Genomic DNA, 25,376 nt, shown 5'->3' with positions numbered 1-25,376 from the left:
CAACCCGCGCGCGCTCGGCGGCCGTCGTGAGGGCGAAGTCAACCGGGGTTTTGCCTCACAAATCACGGCAACGTCCGCTCGTTCGCCGCCCAGAATGCGTGGGCGAAGGTGATTTCTGCTGAAATTTCAGGTCGTTTCATCCGCCACCGCCCGCAGTCGAGACAACTTCAGCCCCGGGCGCCCGCTGCTAACAACAACCAAGGCTGCCTCAATGAAGTTTTTGTCCAACATGCGCATCGGACAACGTCTTGCCGCCGGTTTCACGGTGGTCACGGCCTGCCTGATCGCGATCACCTTGCTGGGCTACTTCGGCATCCAGACTTTGAACGGCGAGATCAGCCAGCTGATCAGCAGCGACTACAAGGCGGTCGCGCTGGCCAACCGGGCCAAGGCCGAGCTGGGCGACGCGTCGCGCAGCATGATGACGACGCTCATCATGACCGGCGAGGAGCAGATCAAGAAGGAGCTGGACACGGTCGCCACGCTCATGACGGCTCATGAGAAGACCATGACCGAGCTGAAGCCCCTGCTGACCGACGAGGCCAGCCAGGAACAGCTCAAGCTGGTCGAGGAGGCGCGCGCGAAGTTCATGGCGGGCCAGGCCGCCTTCGTGAAGACCGTCGCTTCGGGCGACACCGAAGGCGCGCCGCTGAAGTACCAGTTCTCGGTGCGCGCCGCCCAGGGCAAGTACATGGCGGCCCTGGACAAGCTGGTCCAGACCCGCAACGCCGCGATGGAAGAAGCCGGGCAGAAGTCCAATGGCGTCGCGCGCAAGACGGCACTGCTGCTGGCCGCCCTGGCCGTCGCCGCCATCGCGGCCAGCGTGCTGACCGGCGTGCTGATCACCCGCGGCATCGTCGTGCCGCTGCGCGGCGCCGTCAGCGTGGCGCGCAAGGTCGCGTCCGGCAACCTGACCAGCGAAATCGAGGTGCGCAGCCGCGACGAGACGGGCGACCTGATGCAGGCGCTGTCGGACATGAACGAGAGCCTCAAGGGCATCGTGGGCCGCGTGCGCGAGGGCACGGAGTCCATCGCGTCGGCGTCCAGCGAGATCGCCAGCGGCAACCTCGACCTGTCGGTGCGCACCGAGGCGCAGGCCGCGTCGCTGGAGCAGACGCTGTCGGCGATGAAGACGCTGACCGATGCCGTGCAGCAGAACGCGCAGAACGCGCAGCAGGCCAACCAGCTCGCGCAGGCCGCGTCGACCGTGGCCGTGGAGGGCGGCACCGTCGTTGCCAAGGTCGTCACGACCATGGGCTCGATCGACGCCTCGTCCAAGAAGATCGTCGACATCATCAGCGTCATCGACGGCATCGCCTTCCAGACCAACATCCTGGCGCTGAACGCGGCCGTGGAGGCCGCACGGGCCGGCGAGCAGGGGCGCGGCTTCGCGGTCGTCGCCGGCGAGGTGCGGTCACTGGCGGGCCGCAGCGCCGACGCGGCCAAGGAGATCAAGCGCCTGATCGGCGACTCGGTCGAGAAGGTGGCCCTGGGCAGCCAGCTCGTGGCCCAGGCGGGCAACACGATGCAAGGCGTGGTGGCGAGCGTGCAACGGATGACCGACATCATGGGGGAGATCACGCACGCCAGTGCCGAACAGAGCTCCGGCATCGAGCGCGTCACGCATACCATCCACGACATGGACAAGAGCACGCAGCAAAACGCCGCACTGGTGGAGCAAGCCGCCGCCGCTGCCGACTCGCTGCGCGCCCAGGCCCATGGTCTCGAAGAAGTCGTCAGCCTCTTCAAGCTCGAGGCGGCGCACTGACCCCACCCCCCAAAAGATCAGGAGACTGCATGAAGACGCATACCGCCAAATGCTGGATTGCCGGCTTGGGCTTGGCCCTCGGTCTGGGCGGCGCTGCACAGGCCATCGAGGTCGGCGGCCTGAAGTTCGACGACACCGCCAAGGTCGGCGGCAAGGAGCTCAAGGTCAACGGCGCCGGTATTCGCACGCGCATCGTCATCAAGGTCTACGCGCTGGTGCTGTACCTGCCCGAGAAGAAGGACACCGCAGCCGGCGTGCTGGAGAGCACCGGCCCGCGTCGCTTCAGCCTGGGCCTGCTGCGCGAGGTGACGGGTGACGAGCTGGGCCAGGCCTTCATGGCCGGCATCACGGCCAACACCGACAAGGCCGAGCGTTCCAAGTTCGTCAACCAGCTCGCCCAGTTCGGCGAGGCCTTCGTCAACATCCCGCAGGGCAAGAAGGGCGACGTCATCACCGTGGACTGGATTCCCGACACCGGCACCGTGATGACGCTGAACGGCAAGCCCATCGGCGAGCCGATGAAGGATCTGGCGTTCTACAACGCCATCCTGAAGATCTGGCTGGGGGACAAGCCGGTCGACTCATCGCTCAAGCCGCAACTGCTGGGCAAGGGCTGACCCGCTCATGTGCCATGCACCGCGCCACGCCGCTGATGCGACGTGGCGCGATTTGTCTTTTCGCGGCCGACCGCTAACTGCAATCATTGCATCTTGAGCCGCAAGCCTTCCTCCTCGCTGTTTGCCGCGCTGGCCTTGGGCGCCAGCATCGGCCTGCTGCTGCCCGCGCTCATCGTCGGCGGCCTGTTCATCGGCCTGCGCGAGGCCAACGTGGCCCAGCAGGCGCTGCAGCGCGACCTGGACGCCAAGCTCGACGTGCTGGCCAGCAGCCTGCCGGAGCTGTTGTGGAACCTGGACGCCGTCGCCGCGCGCGAGGTCGTGTCGGCCATCGTCAAGTCGCCCGAGGTCGTGCGCGTCAGCGTCAGCGATGCGTCGCAAGGCCTGCCCTTCATCGAGAACCACCTGCCCGAGCGGCGCCTGGGCCAGACGCTGACCGGCGAACGCGACATCCTGCGCGGCGCCACGCGCATCGGCCACATCCAGATCGAGATCGACGACCACCTCAGCACGACGGCCGTGCTGCGCCAGCGCTGGCTCTACGGCGCCACCGTCGGCGGCCAGCTGCTGGTGTCGCTGGCCCTGGTGCTGTGGCTCTTGAACTCGCGCCTGTTCCGCCCACTGCGCGAGCTGGGCGACTTCGCCAACGACCTGGCCGGCGGCCGCTTCAGCGCCAAGCTGGAACACAAGCGCCAGGACGAGATCGGCCTGCTGGGCGGCCATCTGGAACACATGCGCGACGCGCTGCAGCAGCAGTTCGACGCGCAGCGCAGCCTCATCGAGCGGCTGCGCGGCATGGCCGAGACGGTGCCCGGTGTCGTCTACCAGCTGCGCCTGGCCGTCAACGGCGAGTTCTCGTTCGCCTACGTCAGCGAGGCGGTGCGCGAGTACTTCCTGCTGGGCAGCGCCGAACTGGGCCGCAGCGCGGCGGCCTGGTTCGAGCGCATCCACGCCGATGACCGCGCCGCCGTGCGCGAGAGCCTGCTGGCGTCGGCGCGCAACCTCAGCCCCTGGCAGCAGGAGTTCCGCACGCCGCAGGCCGACGGCAGCGAGCGCTGGATCTACGGCAACGCCATCGCACAACGCGAGGCCGACGGCAGCGTGTTGTGGCATGGCTTCCTGACCGACATCTCGCGCCAACGCCGCGACCAGCTCGAACTGGAGCGCTACCGCCACCACCTCGAGGAGCTCGTCGAGGCGCGCACCGCCGAACTGGCCGAGGCCACGCAGGCCGCGCAGGCGGCCAACCTGGCCAAGAGCGCCTTCCTGGCCAACATGAGCCACGAGATCCGCACGCCGATGAACGCCATCATCGGCCTGACCTACCTGGCCCAGAGCGACACCATCGAGCCCGAGCAGCAGCACCGGTTGCAGAAGGTGGCCAACGCGGCCGAACACCTGCTCAGCGTCATCAACAACGTGCTGGACTTCTCCAAGATCGAGGCCGGCAAGGTGCAGCTGGAGCGACGGGAGTTCACCGTCGAAGAGGTGCTGGACAACATCGCCAACATGACGACGCAGTCGGCCGCAGCCAAGCGGCTGCGTGTCGAGACCGACATCGCGCCGGCGCTGCGCGGCCGCACGCTGCTGGGCGACCCGCAGCGCATCTCCGAACTCCTGCTGAACTTTGCCGGCAACGCCGTCAAGTTCACCGAGAGTGGCTTCGTGCGCCTGGCCGCGCGGCTGGATGGCGAAGCCAGCGGCGAGCGGCTGCCACTGCGTTTCGAGGTACAGGACAGCGGCATCGGCATCGACCCCGAGGCGCAGCAGCGCCTGTTCCGCGACTTCGAGCAGGCCGACAGCTCGACGACACGCCGCTATGGCGGCACCGGCCTGGGCCTGGCAATCTGCCGGCGCCTGGCCGAGCTGATGGGCGGGCGCGTCGGTGTGGACAGCACCCTTGGCCGCGGCAGCAACTTCTGGTTCGCGCTGACCGTGGAGGCCATGTCGCCAACGCAGATCACGCCGGCCGCGGCGCCGCGGCCTCATTCTGCCCGCGAGCGCCTCGCCGAACTGGCCCGCAACCACCCGCGCCGCCTGCTGCTGGCCGAGGACAACCCCGTCAACCAGGAGGTCGCCGTCGCGCTGATCGGCAGCGCCGGCCTGGCGGTGGACGTCGCCGCGGACGGCCAGCAGGCCATCGACATGGTCAAGGCCGGCGACTACGCGCTGGTGTTGATGGACGTACAGATGCCCGTCATGGACGGCCTTGACGCGACGCGCGCGATCCGTGCGCTGCCGCAGGGCGCCGCGCTGCCCATCCTGGCGATGACGGCCAACGCCTTCGACGAGGAGCGCCAGCGCTGCCTGGACGCCGGCATGGACGACCACGTCGCCAAGCCGGTCGTTGCCGAGCAGCTGTTCGCGACGCTGCACGACTGGTTGTCGGGCGCCCGAAAAAGAGCCTGAGACCCACGCCGCGTTCTTCGGGCCGAGGATCCCTTGGTTACTGCGATTCCTTGATCAGCCGACCCGAGCCGGCCTGCAGCGGCCGCGCGTTCATCGGGTAAAGGCGGGCGAACACGCCGATCTGCTGGGCCGTCAGCGTCACTGTCTGGCGCATGACCATCCACAGCACCCCCTCGCTGCAGGGCGGTGTCGTCAGTGAGCCCATGTAGGTGTAGTAGCCGCGCTCGGCCGGCAGCAGCTGGTTCAGGTCGATCTGCGCCTGCGCCGCCACGGCCTCGCCCTTTTCCAGCGGCAGATTGGCCCAGACCGTCTGCACCAGCGGCTGCGGCTTGTTGTCGGGCCCGCGCTCCAGCAGCACGGCGACGACGGCAAGCCGCCCCTGCGCGTCCTTGTGCACCAGGTGGGCCACCATGTCGAACTGGCGGCCGTTGACGCGCTCCTCGCTGGGTCGGTGGAAGTGGAACTGCACCAGCTCGTAGCGCCGCCCCATGACCGTGAGGCCGTTGCCGGGCGCCACGTTGACCTGCACCGTGTGGCCGTTGTCCAGCACCGAGAAGCTGCTGCTGCGGTAGTCGAAGCCGATCTTTTCCTGGTCGACGGCGATGCCCTCGCGGATGTCGATGGGGCTCTGGCGCAGGCCGACCGCGCACAGCTTGTTCTCCGGCGCCAGCTCCGCCCAGCGCTCCGGGCCGATGTCGCCCGCATAGCCCCAGTGCACTGGCTTGCCGGCCTCGGCCTTGGCTGGCTTGGCCGGTCGTGCGGCGGGCTTGGCGGTGGCGGTGGCCGTCCCCTCGCCCTTGGTCGCCAAACGCTCCGCCAGGCGCTGGCGCAGTGCCTGCACGGGTTCTCCGGAGTCCTGCGCCTGCGCGGCCGACGTGGCCAGCAGCAGCGCGCCGATCAGCCAACGCTTCTTCATCATCCCAATGATTTCGGCGCTTGGGCCGCCAGCTTAAGCGGGGATGGAGCGCCTGACGCCATACCAGGCCACCAGGCCCACCAGCATCAGCGCCCCCGACGTGACGGCCAGCGCCACGGTCGAGTGCATGACCAGCGGCACCAGCAGGCCGGCGACCAGGCCGTTGGCCGCCGAGCCTATGCAGGCCTGCAGCGACGACGCCATGCCGCGGCGTTCGGGCACCTGGTCCAGCACGAGCAGCGTGACGACCGGCACCATCATGGCCCAGCCGAAGGCGAACAAGCCCACCATGGGCAGCGCCCAGAAGGCGCTCAGCGGTGCGAACAGGTTGAGCGCGATGTTGAGCACCGACACCGCCAGCATGATGCGAAAGCCCCGCATGATCTGGCGCTTGGCCGACATCTTGCCGGCCAGCCGGCCGCTGACCGCGGCGCCGGCCATGATGCCGCCGATGGAGCACAGGAAGAACCAGAAGAACTGCTGCGGCGCGAAGTGCAGGTGCTCGCCGAGAAACACCGGCGTGGCCAGCACGTAGAGGAACATGCCGTTGAACGGGATGCCGCTGGCCAGCACCAGCAGCATGAACTTGGGGCTGCTGCACAGCCGCCAGTACTCGCGCATCAGCGCGCCCACCTTGAAGGGCTGCACCATGTTCGCGTGCAGCGTCTCCGGCAGCAACTTCCAGTTCGACACGAACAGCGCGGCGCCGACGAAGGTCAGGAACCAGAAGATCGAGTGCCAGTCGGCATGCACGAACAGGAAGCCGCCCACCATGGGCGCGATGGCCGGCGCGACGCCAAAGAAGAGGGTCACCTGCGACATCACGCGCTGCGCGTCGGCGGGCGGGAACATGTCGCGGATGATGGCCCGCGACACGACGATGCCGGCGCCCGCCGACATGCCTTGCACGGTGCGCCAGAAGACGAGCTGGCCGATCGAGCCGGCCAGCGCGCAGCCCACGCTGGCCGCGGTGAACACGGCCAGGCCGATCAGCACGACAGGCCGCCGGCCGAAGCAGTCCGACAGCGCGCCGTGGAAGAGATTCATGACGGCGAAACCGAGCAGATAGGCAGACAGCGTCTGCTGCATCTGCACCGGCGTCGCGTCCAGCGCCGCAGCGATGCCGGAGAAGGCCGGCAGGTAGGTGTCGATGGAGAAGGGCCCGACCATGGCCAAACAGGCCAACAGCACGGACAGGGCCCAGCGGGGCGCGCGCCAGAGGCGGCTGGCGTCAGGATTCATCGAGGGGGCTCGGGTGGACGGTCAGCCGCGGGCTTGCGGCTGCCGGCCAGTGTATCGAGCCGCCTCGACGGCCGCAGGCCTCAGCTGATGAAGCCGTGGCGCGGCTGGGCCGTCTTGAACTGCGCGATGACGTCCAGCAGGCCGGCCGCCTGCTGCTGCAGGCTCTCGGCCGCGGCGGCACTCTGCTCGACGAGGGCGGCGTTCTGCTGCGTGCCCTGGTCGATGGACGCGACCGACTGGTTGACCTGGCCGATGCCGCTGCTCTGCTCGGTGGCGGAGGCGTTGATCTCAGCCATCAGGTCCGTCATGCGGCGCACCTGGTTGACGATGTCGCCCATGGTCGCGCCGGCCTCGCCGACGAGCTGGCTGCCCGCCTCGACCTTCTCGACGCTGGCGCCGATCAAGCCCTTGATCTCACGTGCCGCCTGCGCGCTGCGCTGGGCCAGCGCCCGCACCTCGCCGGCCACGACAGCAAAGCCGCGGCCTTGCTCGCCGGCCCGCGCCGCTTCCACGGCCGCATTCAATGCCAGGATGTTGGTCTGGAAGGCGATGCCGTCGATGGTGCCGATGATGTCGGCGATCTTGCGGCTGGAATCGCTGATCTCGCCCATGGTCGTGACGACGCGCTGCACGACGTCGCCGCCGCGGCCCGCCACCTCGGTCGCCGCGCTGGCCAGCTGGCTGGCCTGGCGCGAGCTCTCGGCCGTCTGCTGCACGGTGGACGTCATCTGCTGCATGGACGCCGCCGTCTGCTGCAGGGCACTGGCCTGTTGCTCGGTGCGGCTGGACAGGTCGTGGTTGCCGCTGGCGATCTCCTGCGATGCCGTGGAGATGCTGTCTGCCGACTGGCGCACGCGGCCGACCATGTCGACCAGGCCGTCGTTCATGCGCTTGAGCGCGCCCAGCAGCTGGCCGGTCTCGTCTTCGCTGTCGATGACGATGTTGGAGCTCAGGTCGCCCGAAGCAACGGCCTCGGCCAGGTGCACGGCGCGCTGCAGTGGGCGCGTGATGGCATTGCTCAAGGCCCAGCCCAGCAGCACGGCGGCGGCCACGGCCGCAAGGCTGACGCCCACCATCAGGAGGCGGTCGTTGCCGTAGGCGCCTTCGGCCTGCTGCACGCGCAGCTGCGCCTGCTGTTGCTCGTAGCCGATGTAGTCGCTGGTCGCCTTCAGCAGTGCCGCCAGCAGCGGCCGGCATTCGGCATTCATCTTGGTGATGGCCTCGTCGCGCTTGCCCTCCAGGGCCATGCCCACGATGGCCAGCGCCACCGGGCCGTACTGCGCCTCGACGCGCTCCATCTCGCCCACCAGCGCGGCGTCGCGATCGCCCAGATCGCCTGCCTTGGCCAGGGACTGCTTGAGCTTGGCCAGGGACTGCTGCATGTCTTCGTGCGCCTTGACGACGGCCACTTTCTCGACATCGCGGTCGGCCGGCACCGTCACCAGCACCAGATTGCGCGCCGCGATGGCCCGCCGCGCCGCGGCACTGCTGACCGCGTTGGCCAGGCTCTCGCGCTCGCCCACGCCTTCCAGGTAGCCGGTGAAGCGCCCGTTGGAGCGGCTCAGCGAGTTCAAGGCCAGGCCCGACACCAGCAGCACGACGGCCGCCAGCAGCGCAAAACCAAGCATCAGCTTGGACCGCAAACGCAGATTGCTCAACTTCATTGCAACACTCCCCTTAGGCACGGCCCGGTGCTGTATCCAGCACTCGATTCGGGCAGATCGAGTGCCGCAGGATCTCTAATTTGGTTGACCGAAATCGATATCACAAGGCCATCGGACAGGCACGTTGTGATTTACAGCCGGAACGGTGGGCAGCGGCTCATGCCGCATGTCTCAGAGGGAAAAAACGTTTGCTGGCGCGACTCGCCAAGCAGAACAGGGGCTCGCACGGCACCGCCTTTGGCGCCGGCTCTGACTTGAGCCAGAACTCGATCCACGCTTGTCTGGGATCATTTTTCTTCTCCCTGCCGGGTGCTGCGCCCGCGGCTGACCTGAATGTCGTCGATACGGCGATGCTGCGCCAAACCTAACACCATGACAACGTGAAATCTAGCCGTCGCCGGCGCGCTTGGCCAGCAGGGAAAGGTAGAAGAAAGAAAAAGTGAAGCAAGCCGATAGGCCGGATTCTGTGCACCGCCCTGGCCTTGCGGTTCAGGCGGCGTGACCGCCATTCCTCTGGGCCGGGCATCACTGCCCGGCTCGGTGCCACCTACCCGCCAGCTCTGCGAGCCGCATCAACGCTGGCCTACTTGGTGTTGCTGCGCGTAGAGATTGCCCGTTTCACCTCTGTCGGGCCGAAGCTCGACAGAACTCGTCTCTGTTGCTCTGATCCTCGGCTTTCGCCGGGCGGCCGTTAGCCGCTACGCTGCTCTGTGCAGTCCGGACCTTCCTCCAGGGCCATGTTTCCATGCTTGCCCCAGCGGCGGTCTGGCTTGCTTCACGGTGCGGAGTATCGCAGCTGCGGGCATGCGCCTTGCCGCGCAGCGCGTCCACCTCGGAGACCCGCATGACTTCACCCGTGAGAACCGGCCAGGCGCTGACGATGGGGCGCGACGAGTTCGGCGCGCGTTTCCGGCAGCGCTTCCTCGACCCGGCCTATGACGCGGAGCGCGCCGCGCTCGCTAGGCTGGAGCAGATCGCGTGGGAGGCATTCGACGAGGGCCGCAAGGCGCCCCTCACCGTCAAGGCCGGCCCGGGCTTTGCCGACCCCGGCTACGACTTGTCGCGCGAATGGCGCGACTTGAGCGAACGCTTGCGTGATGCCCAGGCGCAGTGGGCCGACCGCGCCACGCCGTCGCGCGTGCTGCTCATCAACGCATCGCCGCGCAACGACGGCAGCTGCCCCGGCGAGATGTCCAAGACCTGGCGCATGACGCAGATGGCGCGCACCGTCTGTGAGGCCGAGGGCATGGCGGTCGACGTGCTGGACCTGAGTCGCGTGACGTCGGACTACGACCGCCACATCCACCCGTGCAAGGGCTGCGTGTCCACCGCCATGCCGCTGTGCCACTGGCCGTGCAGTTGCTATCCCAACCATGCGTCGGGCCAGACCAACGATTGGATGGCCGAGATCTACGAGCAATGGGTGCGCGCCCACGGCGTGCTGCTGCTGACGCCCGTGCACTGGTACCAGGCCACCAGCCCCCTGAAGCTGATGATGGACCGCCTGGTCTGTGCCGACGGCGGCAACCCCGACCCGACCACCACGCAGGGCAAGAAGGCCGAGCTGGCGCGTGCGATGGAGCTGAAAGGCTGGGGCTATCCCAAGCATCTGGCCGGCCGCGTCTATGGCCTGGTCGTGCATGGCGACGTGGCCGGCATCGACGGCACGCGCCGCGCGCTGTCGGACTGGCTGCACTGGATGGGCCTGCTGGACGCGGGCTTCGGCGCACAGCTGGACCGCTACATCGGCTATTACGAACCCTATGCGACCAGCCACGACGCGCTGGATGCCGACGAGGCCGTGCAGCAAGAGGTGAAGCGAGCCGCGCGTGCGGTGGCGCGCAGCGTGGGCCTGATGCGCGAAGGCCGCATGCAGCACGGTGACGACCAGCTGCCCAGGCCCCGCATCAAGTAGGTCGCTGGCACACTGTTCCCCATCACGCGAACAGGAGATCCCGATGAAAGCCGCCAGCATCCTCGACACCATCGGCAACACGCCGCACATCCGCCTGCAGCGCCTGTTTGCCGGCCACGAGGTCTGGGTCAAGTCCGAGCGCGCCAACCCGGGCGGTTCGATCAAGGACCGCATCGCGCTGTCCATGATCGAGGACGCCGAAGCGCGCGGCCTGCTCAAGCCCGGCGGCACCATCATCGAGCCCACCTCCGGCAACACCGGCGTGGGCCTGGCGATGGTGGCCGCCGTCAAGGGCTACAAGCTCATCCTGGTCATGCCCGACAGCATGAGCATCGAGCGCCGCCGGCTGATGCTCGCCTATGGGGCGTCATTCGATCTGACACCGCGCGAGAAGGGCATGAAGGGCGCCATCGCCCGCGCCCGCGAGCTGCTGGAGCAGCACCCCGGCTCGTGGATGCCGCAGCAGTTCGAGAACGCGGCCAACCCGGCCATCCACGTGAAGGCGACGGCGCAGGAGATCCTGGCCGACTTCCCCGATGGCCTGGATGCGCTGATCACCGGCGTGGGCACCGGCGGCCACATCACCGGCTGTGCGCAGGTGCTGAAGGCCGCCTGGCCGCAGCTCAAGGTCTATGCGGTCGAGCCCAGCGCGTCGCCGGTCATCAGCGGCGGCCAGCCCAGCCCGCATCCCATCCAGGGCATTGGCGCGGGCTTCATCCCGGCGGTGCTGGACACGGCGCTGCTGGACGGCGTCATCCAGGTCGACGCCGAGGCCGCGCGAGAGTACGCGCGCCGCAGCGCCCGCGAAGAAGGCTTGCTCGTGGGCATCTCCAGCGGCGCGACGCTCGCCGCCATTGCGCAAAAGCTGCCCGAGCTGGGCGCCCGCGCCCGCGTGCTGGGCTTCAACTACGACACGGGCGAGCGCTACCTGTCGGTCGACGGCTTCCTGCCGCAGAGCTGAGCGCTCGCCGCGTCAATCGCCGCCGTCGTCGTCGGCGATGACGCCTTCGTTGTCCTTGCGCGCCTGCTTGGCAAGCTCGGCCTTCAGCGGCTTCAGCGACTCGATGAGCACCTCGGGCGGCTGCGTCGAGACAACGCGCAGCGCCGGTGGCGGCAGGCCGGCCAGGTAGGGCGGGCCGAACACGTATTGCTGCTCCTGGCGGTTGCCGACCTGCAGCCCCAGGCCCAGCAGCACCAGCACCGCGATGCCGATGTTCAGCGTGCGCCGGGCGCGCGGCCAGACCAGGCGCGCATGCCAGGCGATCAGCGCGGCGGCGGCCACCGGCGTCACCAGCGACTCCACCGCCAGCAGCCTTGGCCACGAGAAGGCGTACGCCACCGCGGGCAGCAGCCACTCCAGCACCTGCAGCGCGACGATGACGACCAGCGCGCGGCGCAGATGCGTCGTGAACGGGAAGCGGTGTTGGAACAGCTGGCTGGCCAGCGACCACAGCCCGGCCCAGCCGAGGATGAAGGCCAGCGGCGCCAGCAGCGGCGACGCGTAGTCGACCCAGCGCGCATCGGGATCGACGGCGCTCCAGCGGTCCACCCACTGGAAGAACAGCATCGCCAGCAGCAGCAGCGGCACCAGCGCCCAGTGGCGCGCCTTGTCCACCAGCAGGAGCTGTTCCGGCGCCAGCACGTCGGCGCTGGTGCGCAGGCGCAGCGAGCAGCCGGCGAGATGGAAGCCGCCGCCCTCGGGCAGCGTCGCCTCGGCGCCCGCGGCCAGGCGCTTGCCGCCGACCGAGCCGCCATTGCGGCTGTCCAGCAGCCTGAGCAGCACACCACCCTCTGGCTTCAGATGCAGCTCGGCATGCTCGGCGGCCAGATGGGCGTCATCCAGCACGATGTCGCAGGCCGGCGAGCGACCGATGCGCACCGGCCACTGCGCGACGCGCTGCACGACCGTTGCGCGGCCGTCGCGGCCCAGCAATTCGATGACGGCAGCGTCGGGCACCGGCACGGCGGTTGGCATCACTTGCCCTTGCTGCTGTTCGTCCACGCGAAGCCCTCCAGGTAATGCGCCGCGAGCTTGAGCGCGTTGTCGAAGCTGACGCCCCGGGCGTCAAACCGGCCCAGCGCGCCCTGCTTGGACGCATCCACCGTCGTCACCAGCACGCTGAGGTCGTGCAAGCCCTCCAGCTTGCGGTAGGCGCGCAGGCAGACGACGGCGCGCAGCGGCAGGCCGTCGCGGTCGACGAACTGCTCCTTGCAATAGGCCGCAGTGCGCGACTTGTCGGCCTGGCCCAGGCGCTCGTTGCGGAAGCTCCCCGAGTACTGGCGCGCGAAGCGCAGCGCGCCCAGCTTCTCGCCGTCATAGGCCTCGTGCGACATGTCCAGCCAGCCGGTCTGCAGGTTGCCGCTGACGAACAGCGCATGGTCCATGCGGCACTGCGAGCGCTCGAAGGCCAGACCCTTGGTGTCGGCGGCCGTGCCGCGGCCCCAGCAGCGCATGAAGTCCTGCTTGGGCACCGGCAGGCGGTAGCGCTCGTGGTTGGCGCTCTCCCACGGCGCGGCGAGGAAGCGGGTGACGAGCTCGTCCTGATAACGCGTCAACTGGTCGCGCAACCGGCTCCACGCCGCACTGCGGATGGGTTTGGCGCCCAGGCTGCGCTTGACGAGGTCCGCCGCGAACTCGCCCGGCACCAGGAAGCTGACCTGCTGCGCGAACAGCATGGTGGACACATTGACGCCGACGACCAGGCCGTCCTCGTCAAGCACCGGGCCGCCGCTCATGCCGGGGTTGATGCCGCCGGCGTAGTAGATCAGCGGGTCGAAGCTGCGCTCGACCAGGCCGTTGTAGTTGCCCTCCACGACGGCGAAGGCGACGTCGTGGGGGTTGCCCATCGAGTAGATGCGCTCGCCCTTGGCCAGCGGCTGGTTCTGCGGCCGAAAGCCCAGCGCGCCGCGGCCCTTCAGACCACCGCCCTTGCCATCGTCCACCGCGCGCAGCAGCGCCAGGTCGCGGCGGGCGTCGAAGTCCAGCAGCTCCAGCACGCCGCTCTGGCCGTCGGTCGTCGCGTAGCGCAGCCGGTAGCTGTCGGGCTCCAGCGCGAACTGGCTGATGACGTGATAGTTGGTGACGACATGGCCGTCGTCGCTGACGAGAAAGCCCGAGCCGACAGAGGCCTGGCTGTCCTGCGTCTTCAGCAGCGTGCGGATCTGCAGCAGCTGACCCTTGCTGCGCTCGTACAGGCGCCGCGCGCTGGCCGACACGGTGGGCGGCGGCTGCTGAGCCTGCGGCGCGGGCGCCGGGGCCGACGAGGGGGCAGGCGGCGGCGACTGCGCGCCGGCCAGGCAGGCCAGGCCGGCCAGGGCCAAGCCCGACAGCAGCTTCAAACAGGACTTCATCAGCAAACCAGACCTCCCGAGGCGGGCGCCGATGCTAGCCGCTTTGGGCGGAAGACCCAGTCGTCAGCGTAGAAGTCCCGTGATGCATTGGCGGGCCACCAGCCCGGGATGCCCAGCACGGGCAGCGGTGGCAGGTCGGCCGGCGCCAGCGTCGCGGGCAGGCGGGGCGCCTCGATGTCGTCGACGAACAGCACGCGCGCACACAGCGGCTTGCGCGGTGCCAGCAGCTTTTCCAGCAGCGCATGGCCGACAACGCGCGGCCGCGCATGGCGCCACAGCTCGCGCCGCGCATGGAACAGCGACGCCCAGTCCTGCGCCCGCAGCGCGGCGCGCAGCGGCGGCGGCGCCTCCAGCAGCAGGCCGCTTTCATCCAGCAGCGTCAGTGCGTCGCGCTGCGCACCGCGCCGGCCCGGCGGCGCGGGCGGCGCGGCAAGGTGGGCGCGGTTCAGCGCGGCCTTGAAGGCCGGGCTGCGCAGCCAGACCAGGCCGTTGAAGAGGTCGTGCGCGTTGTGGCGCGTGGGCACGCGGCCGGTGGCGGCGACGTGCTGCTCGTAGCCGGCGGCCAATTGCGCGGCCGGCTCGAAGCGCTCATGGCCCAGCGCCCGGTGCACGGGCTGGCCCGACGCCAGCCGCGCCAGCACCGGCCGGGCCACGTCGCGATAGGGCGCGAACCAGGGCCGGCCCCAATCCGGGTCGATCATCCGTGGCCGAATCGCACCTGGTTGGGGGTCTTTTCCGGCTGCAGCTGGAAGGCCTGCGGGTGCTTGCGGAACAGCTTGGTCGACGCCGCCGTCTTGGGCAGCAGGCCGGCCTCCTTGAGCGCCTTGGCCGCCGCGCCGAGGTCGTGCCACTGGCCGTCGGCCAGCTTGGGCAGCAGCGCCAGGATGGCATTGATCTCGCGGGCCGCGGCGACGTTGGCGTCCACCGGCGCGGGGGCCGGCTTGGCTGCGGCGGGCGCGACGGGTGCCGCGGGCTTGGGCGCGGGGGCCGGCGCAGGCGCCTGCTTGGGCGCGGGTGCAGCAGCCTTGGCCGGCACCGCCTTCTTCGCGGCGGCCCTGGGGGCGGCCTGCTTGCGTGCCGGCTGGCGCTTGGGCGCGGACTCGCGCTTGGCCGCCGGCCGGCTGCTGTCGTGGGCCAGTTCGTTGAACTGGTCGTAGATCTGGATGACGCCGTCGCCGGTCTTGCCATGCTGGCCGAAGCCGCGCAGCCAGGCGCCCTTCTCGCGCAGCCGCAGCACCAGCGGCGCGAAGTCGCTGTCGGACGACACCAGCACGATGACGTCGGGCTTCTCGGTGATGGCCAGGTCCATCGCGTCCACCGCCATGGCGATGTCCGTCGAGTTCTTGCCGATGGCCAGGTTGACGATGGCGCGCAGGCCCAGGCGCTTCAGGAAGGACTGGTGGGTCTGGGCCTGCTCGGCGTTGCAGTAGGCGCGGCGGATGTGGACGGCCTCGTAGTCCTTGAACGCCATCTGCAGCGCTTGCTCGATGACGTCGGTGGCGACGTTGTCGAAGTCGACGAGGAAGGCGACTTTTTTCATCAGATCAATTTCCAGTTCAGGGTTTCACCGCCGCGCAGCGGCTTGAGTTGTGCCTCGCCGAAGGGCACGGCACTGGGCAGCGTCCAGGGCTCGCGCTTCAAGGTGACGGTGCCGGTGTTGCGCGGCAGGCCGTAGAAGTCGGGGCCGTGATGGCCGGCGAAGGCGTCCAGCTTGTCCAGCGCGCCCAGGCCCTCGAAGGCCTCGGCATACAACTCCAGCGCGGAGATGGCCGTGAAGCAGCCGGCGCCGCAGACCGAGTTCTCCTTCAGCTGGGCCGCGTGCGGCGCGCTGTCGGTGCCGAGGAAGAACTTCGGGCTGCCCGACGCGACGGCCTTCAGCAGCGCCTGACGGTGCTCCTCGCGCTTGAGCACGGGCAGGCAGTAGTAGTGCGGGCGCAGACCGCCGGTGAAGATGGCGTTTCGGTTGTAGAGCAGGTGCTGCGGCGTGACGGTGGCGGCCGTGAAGCGGTCAGCCTCCGTCACGTACTGCGCGGCTTCCTTGGTCGTGATGTGTTCGAAGACGACCTTCAGCTCCGGCATGGCCGCACGCAGCGGCGTCATCACGCGGTCGACGAACACGGCCTCGCGGTCGAAGACGTCGATGTCGCCATCCGTCACCTCGCCGTGCACCAGCAGCAGCAGGCCCTCGCGCTGCATGGCCTCCAGCGTCTTGTAGGTCTTGCGGATGTCGGTCACGCCGGCATCGCTGTTGGTCGTGGCGCCGGCCGGGTAGAGCTTGAGCGCGACGACGCCGGCGTCCTTGGCGCGCTTGATCTCGTCGACCGGGGTGTTGTCGGTCAGGTACAGCGTCATCAGCGGCTGGAAGTCCGCGCCTTCCGGCAACGCCGCCAGGATGCGCTCGCGGTAGGCCACGGCCTGGGCCGCGGTCGTGACCGGCGGGCGCAGGTTGGGCATGACGATGGCGCGGGCGAATTGGTGCGCCGTGTAGGGCAGCACGCTGGCCAGCGCCGCCTCGTCACGCAGGTGCAGGTGCCAGTCGTCGGGCCGGGTGAGGGTGAGCAGATCGGTCATGGGCCGCGATTGTCGTCGCCCAGGTGGCCGGCCAGCAGCGCGTTCAGCCAGTCCATGAACACGCGCACGCGCCGCGGCGTATGGCGGCGCTGGCTCATGACCAGCTGCACCGGCAGCGGTGCCGGCTCGAAGCCCGGCAGCAGCCGCACGAGGCGACCCTCCGCCACCGCCTTGCCCATGCCCACCCACGGCGCCTGGACGATGCCCATGCCGGCCAGCGCCGCGACCTCGTAGGCGTCCGTGTGGTTGACGCTGACGCGCGCGGGCAGGTTCAGGCTGCGCGCCCGGCCTTCGGCGTCCACCCAGTCGAAGCGCGGACGGCGGCCGGCCCAGCTCTGGCTGTAGTGCACCAGCTCATGGCCCTGCGTGACGAGGTCTTCCGGCGTCGCCGGCAGGCCGCGCGCGGCCACGTAGGCGGGGCTGGCCACATTCAGCATGCGCAGCTGGCCCACTGGCTTGGCGACCAGCATGGGGTCGTGCACGGCGCCCACGCGCAGCACGCAGTCGAAACCCTCTTCCACCAGGTCCACACGCCGGTCGGTGCAGCTCAGCTCGACCTGCAGGCCCGGGTGGGCGGCCAGGAAGTCGGGCAACGCCGGCAGCACGAGGTCCAGCGCCAGACGCACCGGCAGGTCCACGCGCAGACGGCCGCCCAGCTGCTGGTCCTGCTGGAACAGCGCCTCGATCTCGCCGACATCCGCCAGCAGCGTGCGGGCGCGCTCGGCCAGCAGCTCGCCGTCCGACGTCAGGCTGACGCGCCGCGTCGTGCGCTGGAACAGCCGCGTGCCGAGCCTGGCCTCCAGCTCGCGCACGACCTGGCTGACGCGGCCCTTAGGCAGGCCCAGCTCGTCGGCCGCACGGCTGAAGTGGGCCAGCTCGGCTACTTGCAGGAAGACGCGCAGCGCCGGCAGATCCAGATTGATCGTCATTCAGGTCACAGTCAATTCAGTTGTCGCGACTTTATCCACCCCAACGCGAACAATAAATTTCACTCCGTTCACTACCCACGGAGCACGACATGACTTCCACGACCTTTCCCATCACGCTGATCACCGGCGGGAGCCGGGGCCTGGGCGCCCAGATGGCGCTGGCCCTGGCCCGCGACGGCCACGACATCGTGCTGACCTACCGCGAAGCGGCGAACGCGGCGGACGCCGTCGTCGCGCAGATCCAGGCGCTGGGCCGCCGCGCGCTGGCCTTGCCGCTGGACGTGACCGACGCCGCCGCCTTCCCGGGCTTTGCCGAGCGCGTGCGCACCGGCCTGGCCGCCTGGGGCGCGCAGCAGCTCGACGGCCTCGTCAACAACGCCGGCGCCGGCGCCCACGCGAGCTTTGCAGACACCACGTCGGCCCAGTTCGACAGCATGGTCGCCATCCACCTCAAGGGCCCGTTCTTCCTGACGCAGGCGTTGCTGCCGCTGCTGGCCGACGGCGCGCGCGTGCTGAACATCTCCAGCGGCCTGGCCCGCTTCACGATTCCCGGCTACGCCGCCTACGCAGCGATGAAGGGCGCGGTGGAGGTGCTGAGCCGCTACCAGGCCAAGGAGTTGGCCGCGCGCGGCATCCGCGTCAACACGCTGGCGCCGGGCGCCATCGCGACCGACTTCGGCGGCGGCGCCGTGCGCGACAACGCAGAGCTGAACCGCTTCGTCGCCTCCGTCACGGCGCTGGGCCGCGTCGGCGAGGCCGAGGACATCGGCGGCGCCGCGGCCGCGCTGATGCGCCCGGGTGCGGGCTGGATCACCGGCCAGCGCATCGAGGCCTCGGGCGGCATGTTCCTGTGAGCGCCTGACGCATCCATCGAGCGGAAGGCGAGCGTATAAACCGTTCGCCCCCAAAACTCTGGAGATGCCCATGACCCGCAACGCCTTCACGCTCGCCGCGACCACCGTGCTGCTGGCCGCGTGCGCCACCCAGCCCATGGAGCCCATGGGCCCGCCGGCCAAGGAAACGATCTATGCGGTGACGGCGGCCAACCAGTTGATCCAGTTCAACGCCGGCCAGCCGCAGAAGATGTTGTCCAGCAAGGCGCTGACCGGCCTGGCCGCCGGCGACACGCTGTTGGGCATCGACTACCGCGTTGCCAAAGGCCAGCTGTTCGGCCTGGGCGCCAGCGGCCAGCTCTACCGCATCGACACCAAGACCGGCGCGGCCAGCGCCGTTGGCACGCCGGTCGGCCTGCCCGCCGGCGCGACCGAGTGGGGCTTCGACTTCAATCCGACGGTGGACCGCATCCGCCTCGTCAGCGACACCGGCTTCAACATGCGCCTGCATCCGGACACGGGCGCCGTCGTCGATGCCGAACCCAACACGCCCGGCCTGCAGATGGACGGCCGACTGGCCTTCGACGCCGGCGACGTGAACGCCAGCAAGGCGGCCTCCATCGTCGCTGCCGGCTACACCTACAACAAGGACAACGACAAGATCACGACCAACTACGCGCTGGACGGCCGCCAGGGCGTGCTGGTGCACCAAGGCACGAAGGAGGGCGTACAGCCCGCCGTGTCGCCCAACACGGGCAAGCTGTTCACGGTGGGCTCGCTGGGCGTGGGCAGCTTCGACAAGGCGACGCTGGACATCTCGGACGTGTCCAACGCGGCCTATTCGGCGATCACCACGGGCGGCAAGTCGGTCTGGTACCGCATCGACCTGGCCACGGGCAAGGCCACGCGCGTGGGCACCGTGGTGGGTGGCCCGGTCGTCGGCGCCGCGATCGAACCCTGAGCTTCGCCTGCCAACGAAAACGCCCGCCGATTGGCGGGCGTTTTTTCGCTGGATGCGGCGCCGGTCAGTGCTGCAGGATCTTGGCCAGGAAGTCCTTGGCGCGCGGCGAGCGCTCCTCGGGCTTGTTGAAGAAGTCGCTGCTGCTGCAGTCCTCGATGATCTTGCCGGCGTCCATGAAGATGACGCGGTTGCTGACGCGCTTGGCGAAGCCCATCTCGTGCGTCACGCACATCATGGTCATGCCCTCGTGGGCCAGCTGCACCATCACGTCCAGCACCTCGCCGACCATTTCCGGGTCCAGCGCCGACGTGGGCTCGTCGAACAGCATGACGATGGGGTCCATGGACAGCGCGCGCGCGATCGCCACGCGCTGCTGCTGGCCGCCGGACAGCTGACCGGGGAACTTGTCCTTGTGCGCGGACAGGCCCACGCGGTCCAGCATCTTCAGGCCGCGCACCTTGGCGTCGGCCTGCGAGCGGCCCAGCACCTTGATCTGCGCGATGGTCAGGTTCTCGGTCACCGACAGGTGCGGGAACAGCTCGAAATGCTGGAACACCATGCCCACGCGTGAGCGCAGCTTGGGCAGGTTGGTCTTGGGGTCGGCGATGGAGATGCCGTCGACGACGATGTCGCCCTTCTGAAAGGGCTCCAGCGCGTTGACGGTCTTGATCAGTGTCGACTTGCCCGAACCCGACGGGCCGCAGACGACGACGACCTCGCCCTTCTGGATGGTGGTCGTGCAGTCGGTCAGCACCTGGAACGCGCCGTACCACTTGGAAATGTTCTTGATGTCGATCATGGTGTGAGACTCCGACGAGCCGCCTCCAGGAGGCTCAGCGCCCCCTCGGGGGGCAGCGAACGAATGTGAGCGTTGGGGCACATGCCATCAACTCAGCGAATGATGGCGATCTTCTTCTGCAGCCGGCGCACCAGTTGCGACAGGCCGAAGCAGATGACGAAATAGACGACGGCGGCGGCCAGATAGGTTTCCACCGGGCGGTTGAAGTTCTTGCCCGCGACCTCGAAGCCCTTCAGCAGGTCGTATTCACCCACCGCATAGACCAGCGACGTGTCCTGGAACAGGATGACGGTCTGCGTCAGCAGCACCGGCAGCATGTTGCGGAAGGCCTGCGGCAGCACGACCAGCTTCATCGTCTGGCTGTACGTCATGCCCACCGCGTAGCCGGCGTTGACCTGGCCACGCGACACCGACTGGATGCCGGCCCGCATGATCTCGGAGTAGTAGGTCGCCTCGAACAGCGTGAAGGTGATGAAGGCCGACATCTGCCCGCCCAGCGGCCCGACCAGCTTGGGGATCAGCAGGAAGAACCACAGGATCACCATCACCAGCGGGATGGAGCGCAGCGTGTCGACGTAGAAGGCCGCGGGCACCGACAGCCACTTGTGGCTGGACAGCCGCATCATCGCCAGCAGCGTGCCAAGGATGATGCCGCCGATCATGGCCACCAGCGTCAGCTGGATGGAGAACCAGAAGCCCTTGGCGACGAAGCTCTGGATGACGGCCCAGTTGACGAAGGAATAGTCGAGATTCAGCATCACTTGCCTCCCGACTGGCCGGGGATGCGCACGCGCGCCTCGATGAACTTGGCGATGCGGTTAATGGCAAAGGCCGAGATGAAGTACAGCGCGGTGACAGGGATGTAAATCTCCTCGAAATGCGAGGTCTCTTCAGAGGCCTGCTGCGCGAACTGCGCCAGCTCGGGGATGCTGACCGCGAAGGCCACCGCCGAGTTCTTGACGATGTTCATGCTCTCGCTGGTCAGCGGCGGGATGACGATCCGGAACGCCATCGGCAGCAGCACGAAGCGGTAGGTCTGCGGCAGCGTCAGGCCCATGGCCAGTCCGGCGTAGCGCTGGCCGGTCGGCAAGGTCTTGATGCCGGCCTTGACCTGCTCGCCGATGCGCGCGCTGGTGAAGAAACCCAACGCGAAGACGACCAGCACCGACGACGGCACGGCCTCGCGCAGCACGGGGAACAACGACGGCAGCACGTGGTACCAGAGGAAGACCTGCACCAGCAGCGGGATGTTGCGGAACAGCTCGGTCCACGCCTCGCCAAAGCGCGCCAACCACTTGTTGGGCGCCGTGCGGAGGATGCCTATCGCCGTGCCCACGACGAGCGCGAGCAGCAGCGCCAGCAGCGACACGCTCAGCGTCCAGCCCCAGGCGCCCAGCATCCATTGCAGATAGGTCTGCTCCTTGCCGCCCGGCCCGAAGCAACCGGCGACGGCCTCGCCCGTGGCGGTGTCATTGCAGTAGAACTGCCAATCCCAACTCATGGCTTCTCCTTGAGCCTTCGTCTAAAGCAAAGCGGGTGCCAGGCACCCGCTTTGCGGTCGTTCAGATCACGCGCGGATCACTTCTTCGCGGCGTAGTCTTCCATCGGCTTGTCGTTCGGGTTGGCCCAGGCGTCCTTGGTCGCGGCGGACAGCGGCAGGCCGATCTTGGTGTTGGTCGGCGGGATGGGCTGCAGGAACCACTTGTCGTAGAGCTTGGCCATCTCGCCCGACTTCATCATGCCCTTGATGCTGTCGTCCACGGCCTTCTTGAAGGCCGGGTCGTCCTTGCGCAGCATGATGGCGATGGGTTCGACGGACAGCACCTCGCCGACGATCTTGAAGTCGGCCGGGTTCTTGGAAGTGGCGATGTTCTTGGCCAGGATGGAGCCGTCCATCACGAAGGCGTCGGCGCGGCCGGAGTCCAGCAGCAGGAAGCTGTCGGCGTGGTCCTTGCCGAACACTTCCTTGAAGTCCACGCCGGTGGCGCGCTCATGCTTGCGCAGCGTCTGCACCGAGGTGGTGCCGGTCGTCGTCGCAACGGTCTTGCCGTTGAGCTGGCCGATACCGGTGATGCCGGAGTTGGCCTTCACGGCAATGCGCACTTCTTCCACGTAGGTCGTCACGGCGAAGGCGACGTCCTTCTGGCGGCCAGCGTTGTTGGTCGTCGAGCCGCATTCCAGGTCGACGGTGCCGTTGACCGTCAGCGGGATGCGGTTGGCCGACGTGACCGGCTGGTACTTGACCTCGATCTTGCCGCCCAGCTGCTTGCGCAGGTCGGCGATGACACGCTCGCAGACATCGATGTGGTAACCGACGTACTTGCCGTCACCAATGGTGTACGACAGGCCCGAGGACTCGCGCACGCCCATCGTGATCGCGCCGCTGTCCTTGATCTTCTTCAGCGTGTCTTCGGCATGCACGGCAGAAACGCCGGCCAGCAGGGCCGCGACGAGCAGAACTTTCTTCATGGAGACTCCAACAACAGGAAGTGGATATCGATATCAAACAGGTGTGAGCAGACCACGGCGCACGCTCGGCCCGAATACGGGTTTTCACGATCCATGCGCATGCGCGATGACTTCATGCCGTGGACGCAAGATAGTCCCACAACGCCTGGGCGGCAGGCTTGTGACGGCGCGTCACCTCGGGCCGCTCGCGATAGATGCGCAACTCCATGCTGACGCTGAAAGTCCCGGGTGCAGCGGCGGCCACCAGGCGGCCACTGGCCAGCTCCTTCTGCACCGAGCTGGCGGGCAGGAAGGCGAATCCGTGGCCTTCGAGGGCCATCGCCTTCAGGCCTTCAGCCATGTCGGTCTCGTAGATGGCGTCCAGATTGAGGGCGCAATCGGCTTGCTTGACGATCAGTTCGACGAGCCGGCCGAGGTAGGCGCCGGATGCATAGCTCAGGAAAGGAATCTTGTGGCCAGGCCGGCCGGGGAGGCGAAACAGCGGCTCGCCCTGCGGGTCCGCCTTGGCGTAGGGCGACAGCGTCTCGTGGCCCAGCGACACCATCTGGTAGCGCTCGGGGTCCAGCTGCAGCGGCTGGCTGGCGTGGTGGTAGACCAGCAGCAGGTCGCAGTTGCCCTCGCTGAGCTGCAGCATCGCGTCATGCACATTGGCCGCATTGAGCCGGCACTTGATCGCTCCGAAACCGCGCCGCAGGCCCATCAGCCAATGCGGGAAGAAGCTGAATGCCAGCGAATGCGGCACGGCGAACTCGATCATGTCCTGGTCCGCCGCCTGATGGCTGCGCAGCATATTGCGCGTGGCCTGCAGATTGCCCAGCAACTCTACGGCCTGGGCGAGCAGCGTCGCGCCGGCCGCCGTCAGCCGCGTCGGGTAGGACGACCGGTCCACGAGATCGACCCCGGCCCAGGCCTCTAGCGCCTGGATACGGCGCGAGAACGCCGGCTGGGTCACATGTCGCAACTGGGCGGAGCGGGAAAAGCTGCGCGTCTCGGCCAGGCTGACGAAGTCTTCAAGCCATTTGGTTTCCACCCAAGGCAGTGTAGCCAAGGCCTCGCACCCCCCTAAGCCCGGTACCCAGAGGCTTCTTCCCCCTCAACTGAAGGGGCGCAGGCCAGCCCAGCGCGGTAGCGCTTGTTTACAGTCTCCTCACAAACCCAACTCGAACACCCGGACGGAGAACGCCATGCGCGCAACGAGCAAACTTTTGGCCCTTGCCCTGACGGCTGCGCTGCAACCGGCGGTGGCTGGCGTTGTGCCGCTTGGCTTTGAAGACTTCGGCGGCATCGTCAGCATCGGCAGCCGATACAGCAAAGAGGGCGTGACGTTCTCTAGCAATGCCTGGGGAGTGACGGCAGATGACGAGGGCATTAACGACACCTGCTTGGGTGACTACTTCTTCCAGCCCCTGGCCAAGGCGACGGGCCGCAATTGCGGCGCGCTGCTGTTGGGCGGCGATCCCATCAACGGCCCGATCGGTTCCGGGCCGCTCAGCTTCAAGATTTCGTCCGAGTTCGGCTTTGTCGGCGGCATTTCCTTCGCTTTCGCGCTCGGCCTCGATGCTGGCGCGAAGGTCGAGGTGCTCGATGAATTCGGCAACAATCTGCTGCGCCCCGGAGACGGCGACCTTTCGGGCAATGCCTGCAGCAGTGGATTCTTCTTTTGCGACTGGAAGGGCAAGGACATCAAGTTTGGCGACACAGCCCGGTCTATCGTCTTCACGGCGACGGATCAGCGACTGATGCTGGATGATCTGGTCCTGACCACGGCCGCCGCGCCGAATCCTAACCCCCTGCCGGAACCCGGCGGTATCGCGCTGGCGCTGAGCGCTTTGGGTGTGCTGAGCTGGACGCGCAAGCGCGCTGCCCGCTGAACGGGTACGGCTTAACTGCCCAAGAACGACCGCCTAGGCGGTCGTTCTTATTTCCGCGCGTGGCAAAAGATGCTCGTCGCTTGCCGCTGTTGACGAGCTCGTCATAAAAATGGGCTATGAAGCGTCAAGGGGTTGCTTCTTGGCGAACTGATCTGGACGAAAGTGGCCGATGGCGTTGTTTGGGCGATGGCCGTAGCAGTGATGCTGCAACGGGTTCGAGCCAGGGCTCGGTGATCCGAGTTCTGGTACTTCCAGCGGTTCAGCTCGCGCAGCGCCGGCTGTAAGAACGCTCAGCTTTTCCGCTGTCTGTGGCCGGTAGAGCGAGTGAAACTACACCAGTCACCTCTACCACCAGGCGGCTCAGACGCGCGGCGCTGCCAACTTTCTGGGTGTTGGTGCGCGGCAGCTTGCTGGGCGCTTCCTGCTACAGGTTCGGTCACCTCCAGATGCCACGCTGAAATTCGACGTGGGCGCGCAGCGCTCGACGTCGAGGCTGGAGCTTCGGCCGCCCTTAGTCGCCTGTTTGACAACTCATAGCAGGCGTACGTCAAAGGTGCGCTTGAGTCTATTCCTCCGGTCGGCGTCCTCATCATTTGCCGCCCACCAGTTGCTGCCACTGGACCTTGGCGCGCTCTTCCAGGTCCTTCAGCCAGGCATCGCTGAGGGCGCGGGCGCGTTCGGCCTCGTCCTGGGCGATCTCGGCCGCGGTCTTGGGAGGCGGCGCCGCCGTGGCTCCGGCCTCCAGCTGTCCGCGGGCGTTGACCAGCAGTTCGAAGGCAGCGGCCGAGGGCGGCGTCACCGTCTGGCTGCCAGCCTGCATCTGGGTCGTCGGGGCCGCTGAGGTGGTCACGACGAAGGGGTTCACCCCCGCCGGCGTGGCGACCGGTGCACCCGGCAACACGCGCACCGTGACGGTCTGGCTCACGTTGGCGCTGGCACCGTTGCTGGTCTCCACGCTGGCCGCGACGATGCTGAGGCTGAGCTCCCCGGTGAAACCAGTCGGCGCCCTGAGGCTCAGATGGGCGAGATCCCAGCCGGTCAGATCGATGGCGCTGCCACCGCTT

The 25,376-nt window shown here is 68.1% G+C and carries 23 protein-coding genes and 1 other RNA gene; 8 read left to right on the top strand and 16 right to left on the bottom strand.

The features are described from left to right. Nucleotides 1-211: 211 nt before the first annotated feature. The 3 genes from AC1D29_RS11605 to AC1D29_RS11595 all read left to right on the top strand — a co-directional run bounded on the left by AC1D29_RS11605 (nucleotide 212) and on the right by AC1D29_RS11595 (nucleotide 4,791). On the top strand, nucleotides 212-1,768 hold the full coding sequence (locus tag AC1D29_RS11605; RefSeq protein WP_477897360.1) for a methyl-accepting chemotaxis protein: 1,557 nt from the start codon (nucleotides 212-214) through the stop codon (nucleotides 1,766-1,768). 29 nt (nucleotides 1,769-1,797) lie between these two features. After that, the gene (locus AC1D29_RS11600) at nucleotides 1,798-2,385 is read left to right on the top strand and encodes a chalcone isomerase family protein (protein ID WP_477897358.1); all 588 of its coding nucleotides are present in this window, start codon (nucleotides 1,798-1,800) and stop codon (nucleotides 2,383-2,385) included. A 93-nt stretch (nucleotides 2,386-2,478) separates the two neighbouring features. Next, nucleotides 2,479-4,791: an ATP-binding protein gene (locus AC1D29_RS11595; protein ID WP_477897356.1), complete on the top strand. Its 2,313-nt coding sequence runs from the start codon at nucleotides 2,479-2,481 to the stop codon at nucleotides 4,789-4,791. Nucleotides 4,792-4,828: 37 nt separating this feature from the next. On the opposite strand, the gene AC1D29_RS11590 is transcribed toward AC1D29_RS11595, so the two are convergent. The 4 genes from AC1D29_RS11590 to rnpB form a co-directional block, all read right to left on the bottom strand. Further along, the gene (locus AC1D29_RS11590; RefSeq protein ID WP_477897354.1) at nucleotides 4,829-5,707 is read right to left on the bottom strand and encodes a carbonic anhydrase; all 879 of its coding nucleotides are present in this window, start codon (nucleotides 5,705-5,707) and stop codon (nucleotides 4,829-4,831) included. 33 nt (nucleotides 5,708-5,740) lie between these two features. Continuing rightward, the gene (locus tag AC1D29_RS11585) at nucleotides 5,741-6,949 is read right to left on the bottom strand and encodes a multidrug effflux MFS transporter (protein WP_477897352.1); all 1,209 of its coding nucleotides are present in this window, start codon (nucleotides 6,947-6,949) and stop codon (nucleotides 5,741-5,743) included. Nucleotides 6,950-7,029: 80 nt separating this feature from the next. Then, complete coding sequence (locus tag AC1D29_RS11580; RefSeq protein WP_477897350.1) at nucleotides 7,030-8,613, bottom strand: methyl-accepting chemotaxis protein; 1,584 nt, start codon at nucleotides 8,611-8,613, stop codon at nucleotides 7,030-7,032. 437 nt (nucleotides 8,614-9,050) lie between these two features. Beyond that, an RNA gene (rnpB, locus tag AC1D29_RS11575) (RNase P RNA component class A) lies at nucleotides 9,051-9,390 on the bottom strand. A gap of 67 nt (nucleotides 9,391-9,457) precedes the next feature. On the opposite strand from rnpB, the gene AC1D29_RS11570 reads away from it, so the two are divergent. Together AC1D29_RS11570 and cysK are read left to right on the top strand one after the other, a co-directional pair. Beyond that, entirely contained in the window at nucleotides 9,458-10,528 is a 1,071-nt protein-coding gene (locus AC1D29_RS11570) for a flavodoxin family protein (protein WP_477897348.1), read from the top strand. Nucleotides 10,529-10,571: 43 nt separating this feature from the next. Next, nucleotides 10,572-11,489 (top strand): cysteine synthase A, encoded by a 918-nt coding sequence (gene cysK / locus AC1D29_RS11565; protein ID WP_477897346.1) that lies wholly within the window; start codon nucleotides 10,572-10,574, stop codon nucleotides 11,487-11,489. A 12-nt stretch (nucleotides 11,490-11,501) separates the two neighbouring features. On the opposite strand, the gene AC1D29_RS11560 is transcribed toward cysK, so the two are convergent. Genes AC1D29_RS11560 through AC1D29_RS11535 form a run of 6 tightly spaced genes read right to left on the bottom strand, consistent with a single transcriptional unit; the run spans nucleotide 11,502 to nucleotide 17,379 of the window. Continuing rightward, the gene (locus tag AC1D29_RS11560; protein ID WP_477897344.1) at nucleotides 11,502-12,503 is read right to left on the bottom strand and encodes an FHA domain-containing protein; all 1,002 of its coding nucleotides are present in this window, start codon (nucleotides 12,501-12,503) and stop codon (nucleotides 11,502-11,504) included. Further along, entirely contained in the window at nucleotides 12,503-13,879 is a 1,377-nt protein-coding gene (locus AC1D29_RS11555; protein WP_477897342.1) for a S1 family peptidase, read from the bottom strand. The genes AC1D29_RS11560 and AC1D29_RS11555 overlap by 1 nt, the downstream gene beginning before the upstream one ends. After that, a complete protein-coding gene (locus AC1D29_RS11550) occupies nucleotides 13,879-14,580 on the bottom strand; it encodes a DUF3025 domain-containing protein (RefSeq protein WP_477897340.1) in 702 nt (233 codons plus the stop codon). Before AC1D29_RS11550 ends, AC1D29_RS11555 begins: the two co-directional genes overlap by 1 nt. Further along, on the bottom strand, nucleotides 14,577-15,419 hold the full coding sequence (locus AC1D29_RS11545; protein ID WP_477897338.1) for an NYN domain-containing protein: 843 nt from the start codon (nucleotides 15,417-15,419) through the stop codon (nucleotides 14,577-14,579). The genes AC1D29_RS11550 and AC1D29_RS11545 overlap by 4 nt, the downstream gene beginning before the upstream one ends. Further along, nucleotides 15,419-16,450 (bottom strand): dihydroorotase, encoded by a 1,032-nt coding sequence (pyrC, locus tag AC1D29_RS11540; RefSeq protein ID WP_477897336.1) that lies wholly within the window; start codon nucleotides 16,448-16,450, stop codon nucleotides 15,419-15,421. The genes AC1D29_RS11545 and pyrC overlap by 1 nt, the downstream gene beginning before the upstream one ends. Continuing rightward, nucleotides 16,447-17,379: a LysR family transcriptional regulator gene (locus AC1D29_RS11535; protein ID WP_477897334.1), complete on the bottom strand. Its 933-nt coding sequence runs from the start codon at nucleotides 17,377-17,379 to the stop codon at nucleotides 16,447-16,449. Before AC1D29_RS11535 ends, pyrC begins: the two co-directional genes overlap by 4 nt. 89 nt (nucleotides 17,380-17,468) lie before the next feature. Between AC1D29_RS11535 and AC1D29_RS11530 the strand changes: the two genes are divergently transcribed. Further along, complete coding sequence (locus tag AC1D29_RS11530; protein ID WP_477897332.1) at nucleotides 17,469-18,233, top strand: SDR family NAD(P)-dependent oxidoreductase; 765 nt, start codon at nucleotides 17,469-17,471, stop codon at nucleotides 18,231-18,233. Nucleotides 18,234-18,303: 70 nt separating this feature from the next. Next, nucleotides 18,304-19,173: a DUF4394 domain-containing protein gene (locus tag AC1D29_RS11525; RefSeq protein ID WP_477897330.1), complete on the top strand. Its 870-nt coding sequence runs from the start codon at nucleotides 18,304-18,306 to the stop codon at nucleotides 19,171-19,173. A gap of 64 nt (nucleotides 19,174-19,237) precedes the next feature. Here AC1D29_RS11525 and AC1D29_RS11520 read toward each other — a convergent pair whose 3' ends face one another. The 5 genes from AC1D29_RS11520 to AC1D29_RS11500 form a co-directional block, all read right to left on the bottom strand. Continuing rightward, complete coding sequence (locus AC1D29_RS11520; RefSeq protein ID WP_477897328.1) at nucleotides 19,238-19,972, bottom strand: amino acid ABC transporter ATP-binding protein; 735 nt, start codon at nucleotides 19,970-19,972, stop codon at nucleotides 19,238-19,240. Nucleotides 19,973-20,064: 92 nt separating this feature from the next. Continuing rightward, nucleotides 20,065-20,730, bottom strand: a complete 666-nt coding sequence (locus AC1D29_RS11515; protein WP_477897326.1) for an amino acid ABC transporter permease — start codon at nucleotides 20,728-20,730, stop codon at nucleotides 20,065-20,067. Further along, a complete protein-coding gene (locus AC1D29_RS11510; RefSeq protein WP_477897324.1) occupies nucleotides 20,730-21,473 on the bottom strand; it encodes an amino acid ABC transporter permease in 744 nt (247 codons plus the stop codon). Before AC1D29_RS11510 ends, AC1D29_RS11515 begins: the two co-directional genes overlap by 1 nt. A 77-nt stretch (nucleotides 21,474-21,550) precedes the next feature. Further along, complete coding sequence (locus AC1D29_RS11505; protein WP_477897322.1) at nucleotides 21,551-22,441, bottom strand: amino acid ABC transporter substrate-binding protein; 891 nt, start codon at nucleotides 22,439-22,441, stop codon at nucleotides 21,551-21,553. Nucleotides 22,442-22,553: 112 nt separating this feature from the next. After that, nucleotides 22,554-23,471, bottom strand: coding sequence for a LysR substrate-binding domain-containing protein (locus AC1D29_RS11500; protein WP_477897320.1), 918 nt, complete (start codon nucleotides 23,469-23,471; stop codon nucleotides 22,554-22,556). A gap of 154 nt (nucleotides 23,472-23,625) precedes the next feature. Between AC1D29_RS11500 and AC1D29_RS11495 the strand changes: the two genes are divergently transcribed. Continuing rightward, a complete protein-coding gene (locus AC1D29_RS11495; RefSeq protein WP_477897318.1) occupies nucleotides 23,626-24,312 on the top strand; it encodes a hypothetical protein in 687 nt (228 codons plus the stop codon). Nucleotides 24,313-24,901: 589 nt separating this feature from the next. On the opposite strand, the gene AC1D29_RS11490 is transcribed toward AC1D29_RS11495, so the two are convergent. Beyond that, nucleotides 24,902-25,376: hypothetical protein (locus AC1D29_RS11490; RefSeq protein ID WP_477897316.1), on the bottom strand; the 475-nt coding region annotated here is incomplete at its 5' end.

The sequence above is a fragment of the Roseateles sp. P1_C6 genome (assembly GCF_056406315.1).
The sequence above is the reverse complement of the archived record's forward strand: the minus strand, read 5'-3'. Positions and strand labels throughout refer to the sequence as shown.

Bases quoted from the DNA above. Each gene is read 5' to 3' on its own strand.
- AC1D29_RS11505 (WP_477897322.1), bottom strand. From the start codon at position 22,441: ATGAAGAAAGTTCTGCTCGTCGCGGCCCTGCTGGCCGGCGTTTCTGCC.
- AC1D29_RS11585 (WP_477897352.1), bottom strand. From the start codon at position 6,949: ATGAATCCTGACGCCAGCCGCCTCTGGCGCGCGCCCCGCTGGGCCCTG.
- AC1D29_RS11535 (WP_477897334.1), bottom strand. From the start codon at position 17,379: ATGACGATCAATCTGGATCTGCCGGCGCTGCGCGTCTTCCTGCAAGTA.
- AC1D29_RS11520 (WP_477897328.1), bottom strand. From the start codon at position 19,972: ATGATCGACATCAAGAACATTTCCAAGTGGTACGGCGCGTTCCAGGTG.
- AC1D29_RS11550 (WP_477897340.1), bottom strand. From the start codon at position 14,580: ATGATCGACCCGGATTGGGGCCGGCCCTGGTTCGCGCCCTATCGCGAC.
- AC1D29_RS11510 (WP_477897324.1), bottom strand. From the start codon at position 21,473: ATGAGTTGGGATTGGCAGTTCTACTGCAATGACACCGCCACGGGCGAG.
- AC1D29_RS11580 (WP_477897350.1), bottom strand. From the start codon at position 8,613: ATGAAGTTGAGCAATCTGCGTTTGCGGTCCAAGCTGATGCTTGGTTTT.
- AC1D29_RS11600 (WP_477897358.1), top strand. From the start codon at position 1,798: ATGAAGACGCATACCGCCAAATGCTGGATTGCCGGCTTGGGCTTGGCC.
- pyrC (WP_477897336.1), bottom strand. From the start codon at position 16,450: ATGACCGATCTGCTCACCCTCACCCGGCCCGACGACTGGCACCTGCAC.
- AC1D29_RS11545 (WP_477897338.1), bottom strand. From the start codon at position 15,419: ATGAAAAAAGTCGCCTTCCTCGTCGACTTCGACAACGTCGCCACCGAC.
- AC1D29_RS11560 (WP_477897344.1), bottom strand. From the start codon at position 12,503: ATGCCAACCGCCGTGCCGGTGCCCGACGCTGCCGTCATCGAATTGCTG.
- cysK (WP_477897346.1), top strand. From the start codon at position 10,572: ATGAAAGCCGCCAGCATCCTCGACACCATCGGCAACACGCCGCACATC.
- AC1D29_RS11530 (WP_477897332.1), top strand. From the start codon at position 17,469: ATGACTTCCACGACCTTTCCCATCACGCTGATCACCGGCGGGAGCCGG.
- AC1D29_RS11570 (WP_477897348.1), top strand. From the start codon at position 9,458: ATGACTTCACCCGTGAGAACCGGCCAGGCGCTGACGATGGGGCGCGAC.
- AC1D29_RS11495 (WP_477897318.1), top strand. From the start codon at position 23,626: ATGCGCGCAACGAGCAAACTTTTGGCCCTTGCCCTGACGGCTGCGCTG.
- AC1D29_RS11515 (WP_477897326.1), bottom strand. From the start codon at position 20,730: ATGCTGAATCTCGACTATTCCTTCGTCAACTGGGCCGTCATCCAGAGC.
- AC1D29_RS11555 (WP_477897342.1), bottom strand. From the start codon at position 13,879: ATGAAGTCCTGTTTGAAGCTGCTGTCGGGCTTGGCCCTGGCCGGCCTG.
- AC1D29_RS11525 (WP_477897330.1), top strand. From the start codon at position 18,304: ATGACCCGCAACGCCTTCACGCTCGCCGCGACCACCGTGCTGCTGGCC.
- AC1D29_RS11605 (WP_477897360.1), top strand. From the start codon at position 212: ATGAAGTTTTTGTCCAACATGCGCATCGGACAACGTCTTGCCGCCGGT.
- AC1D29_RS11590 (WP_477897354.1), bottom strand. From the start codon at position 5,707: ATGAAGAAGCGTTGGCTGATCGGCGCGCTGCTGCTGGCCACGTCGGCC.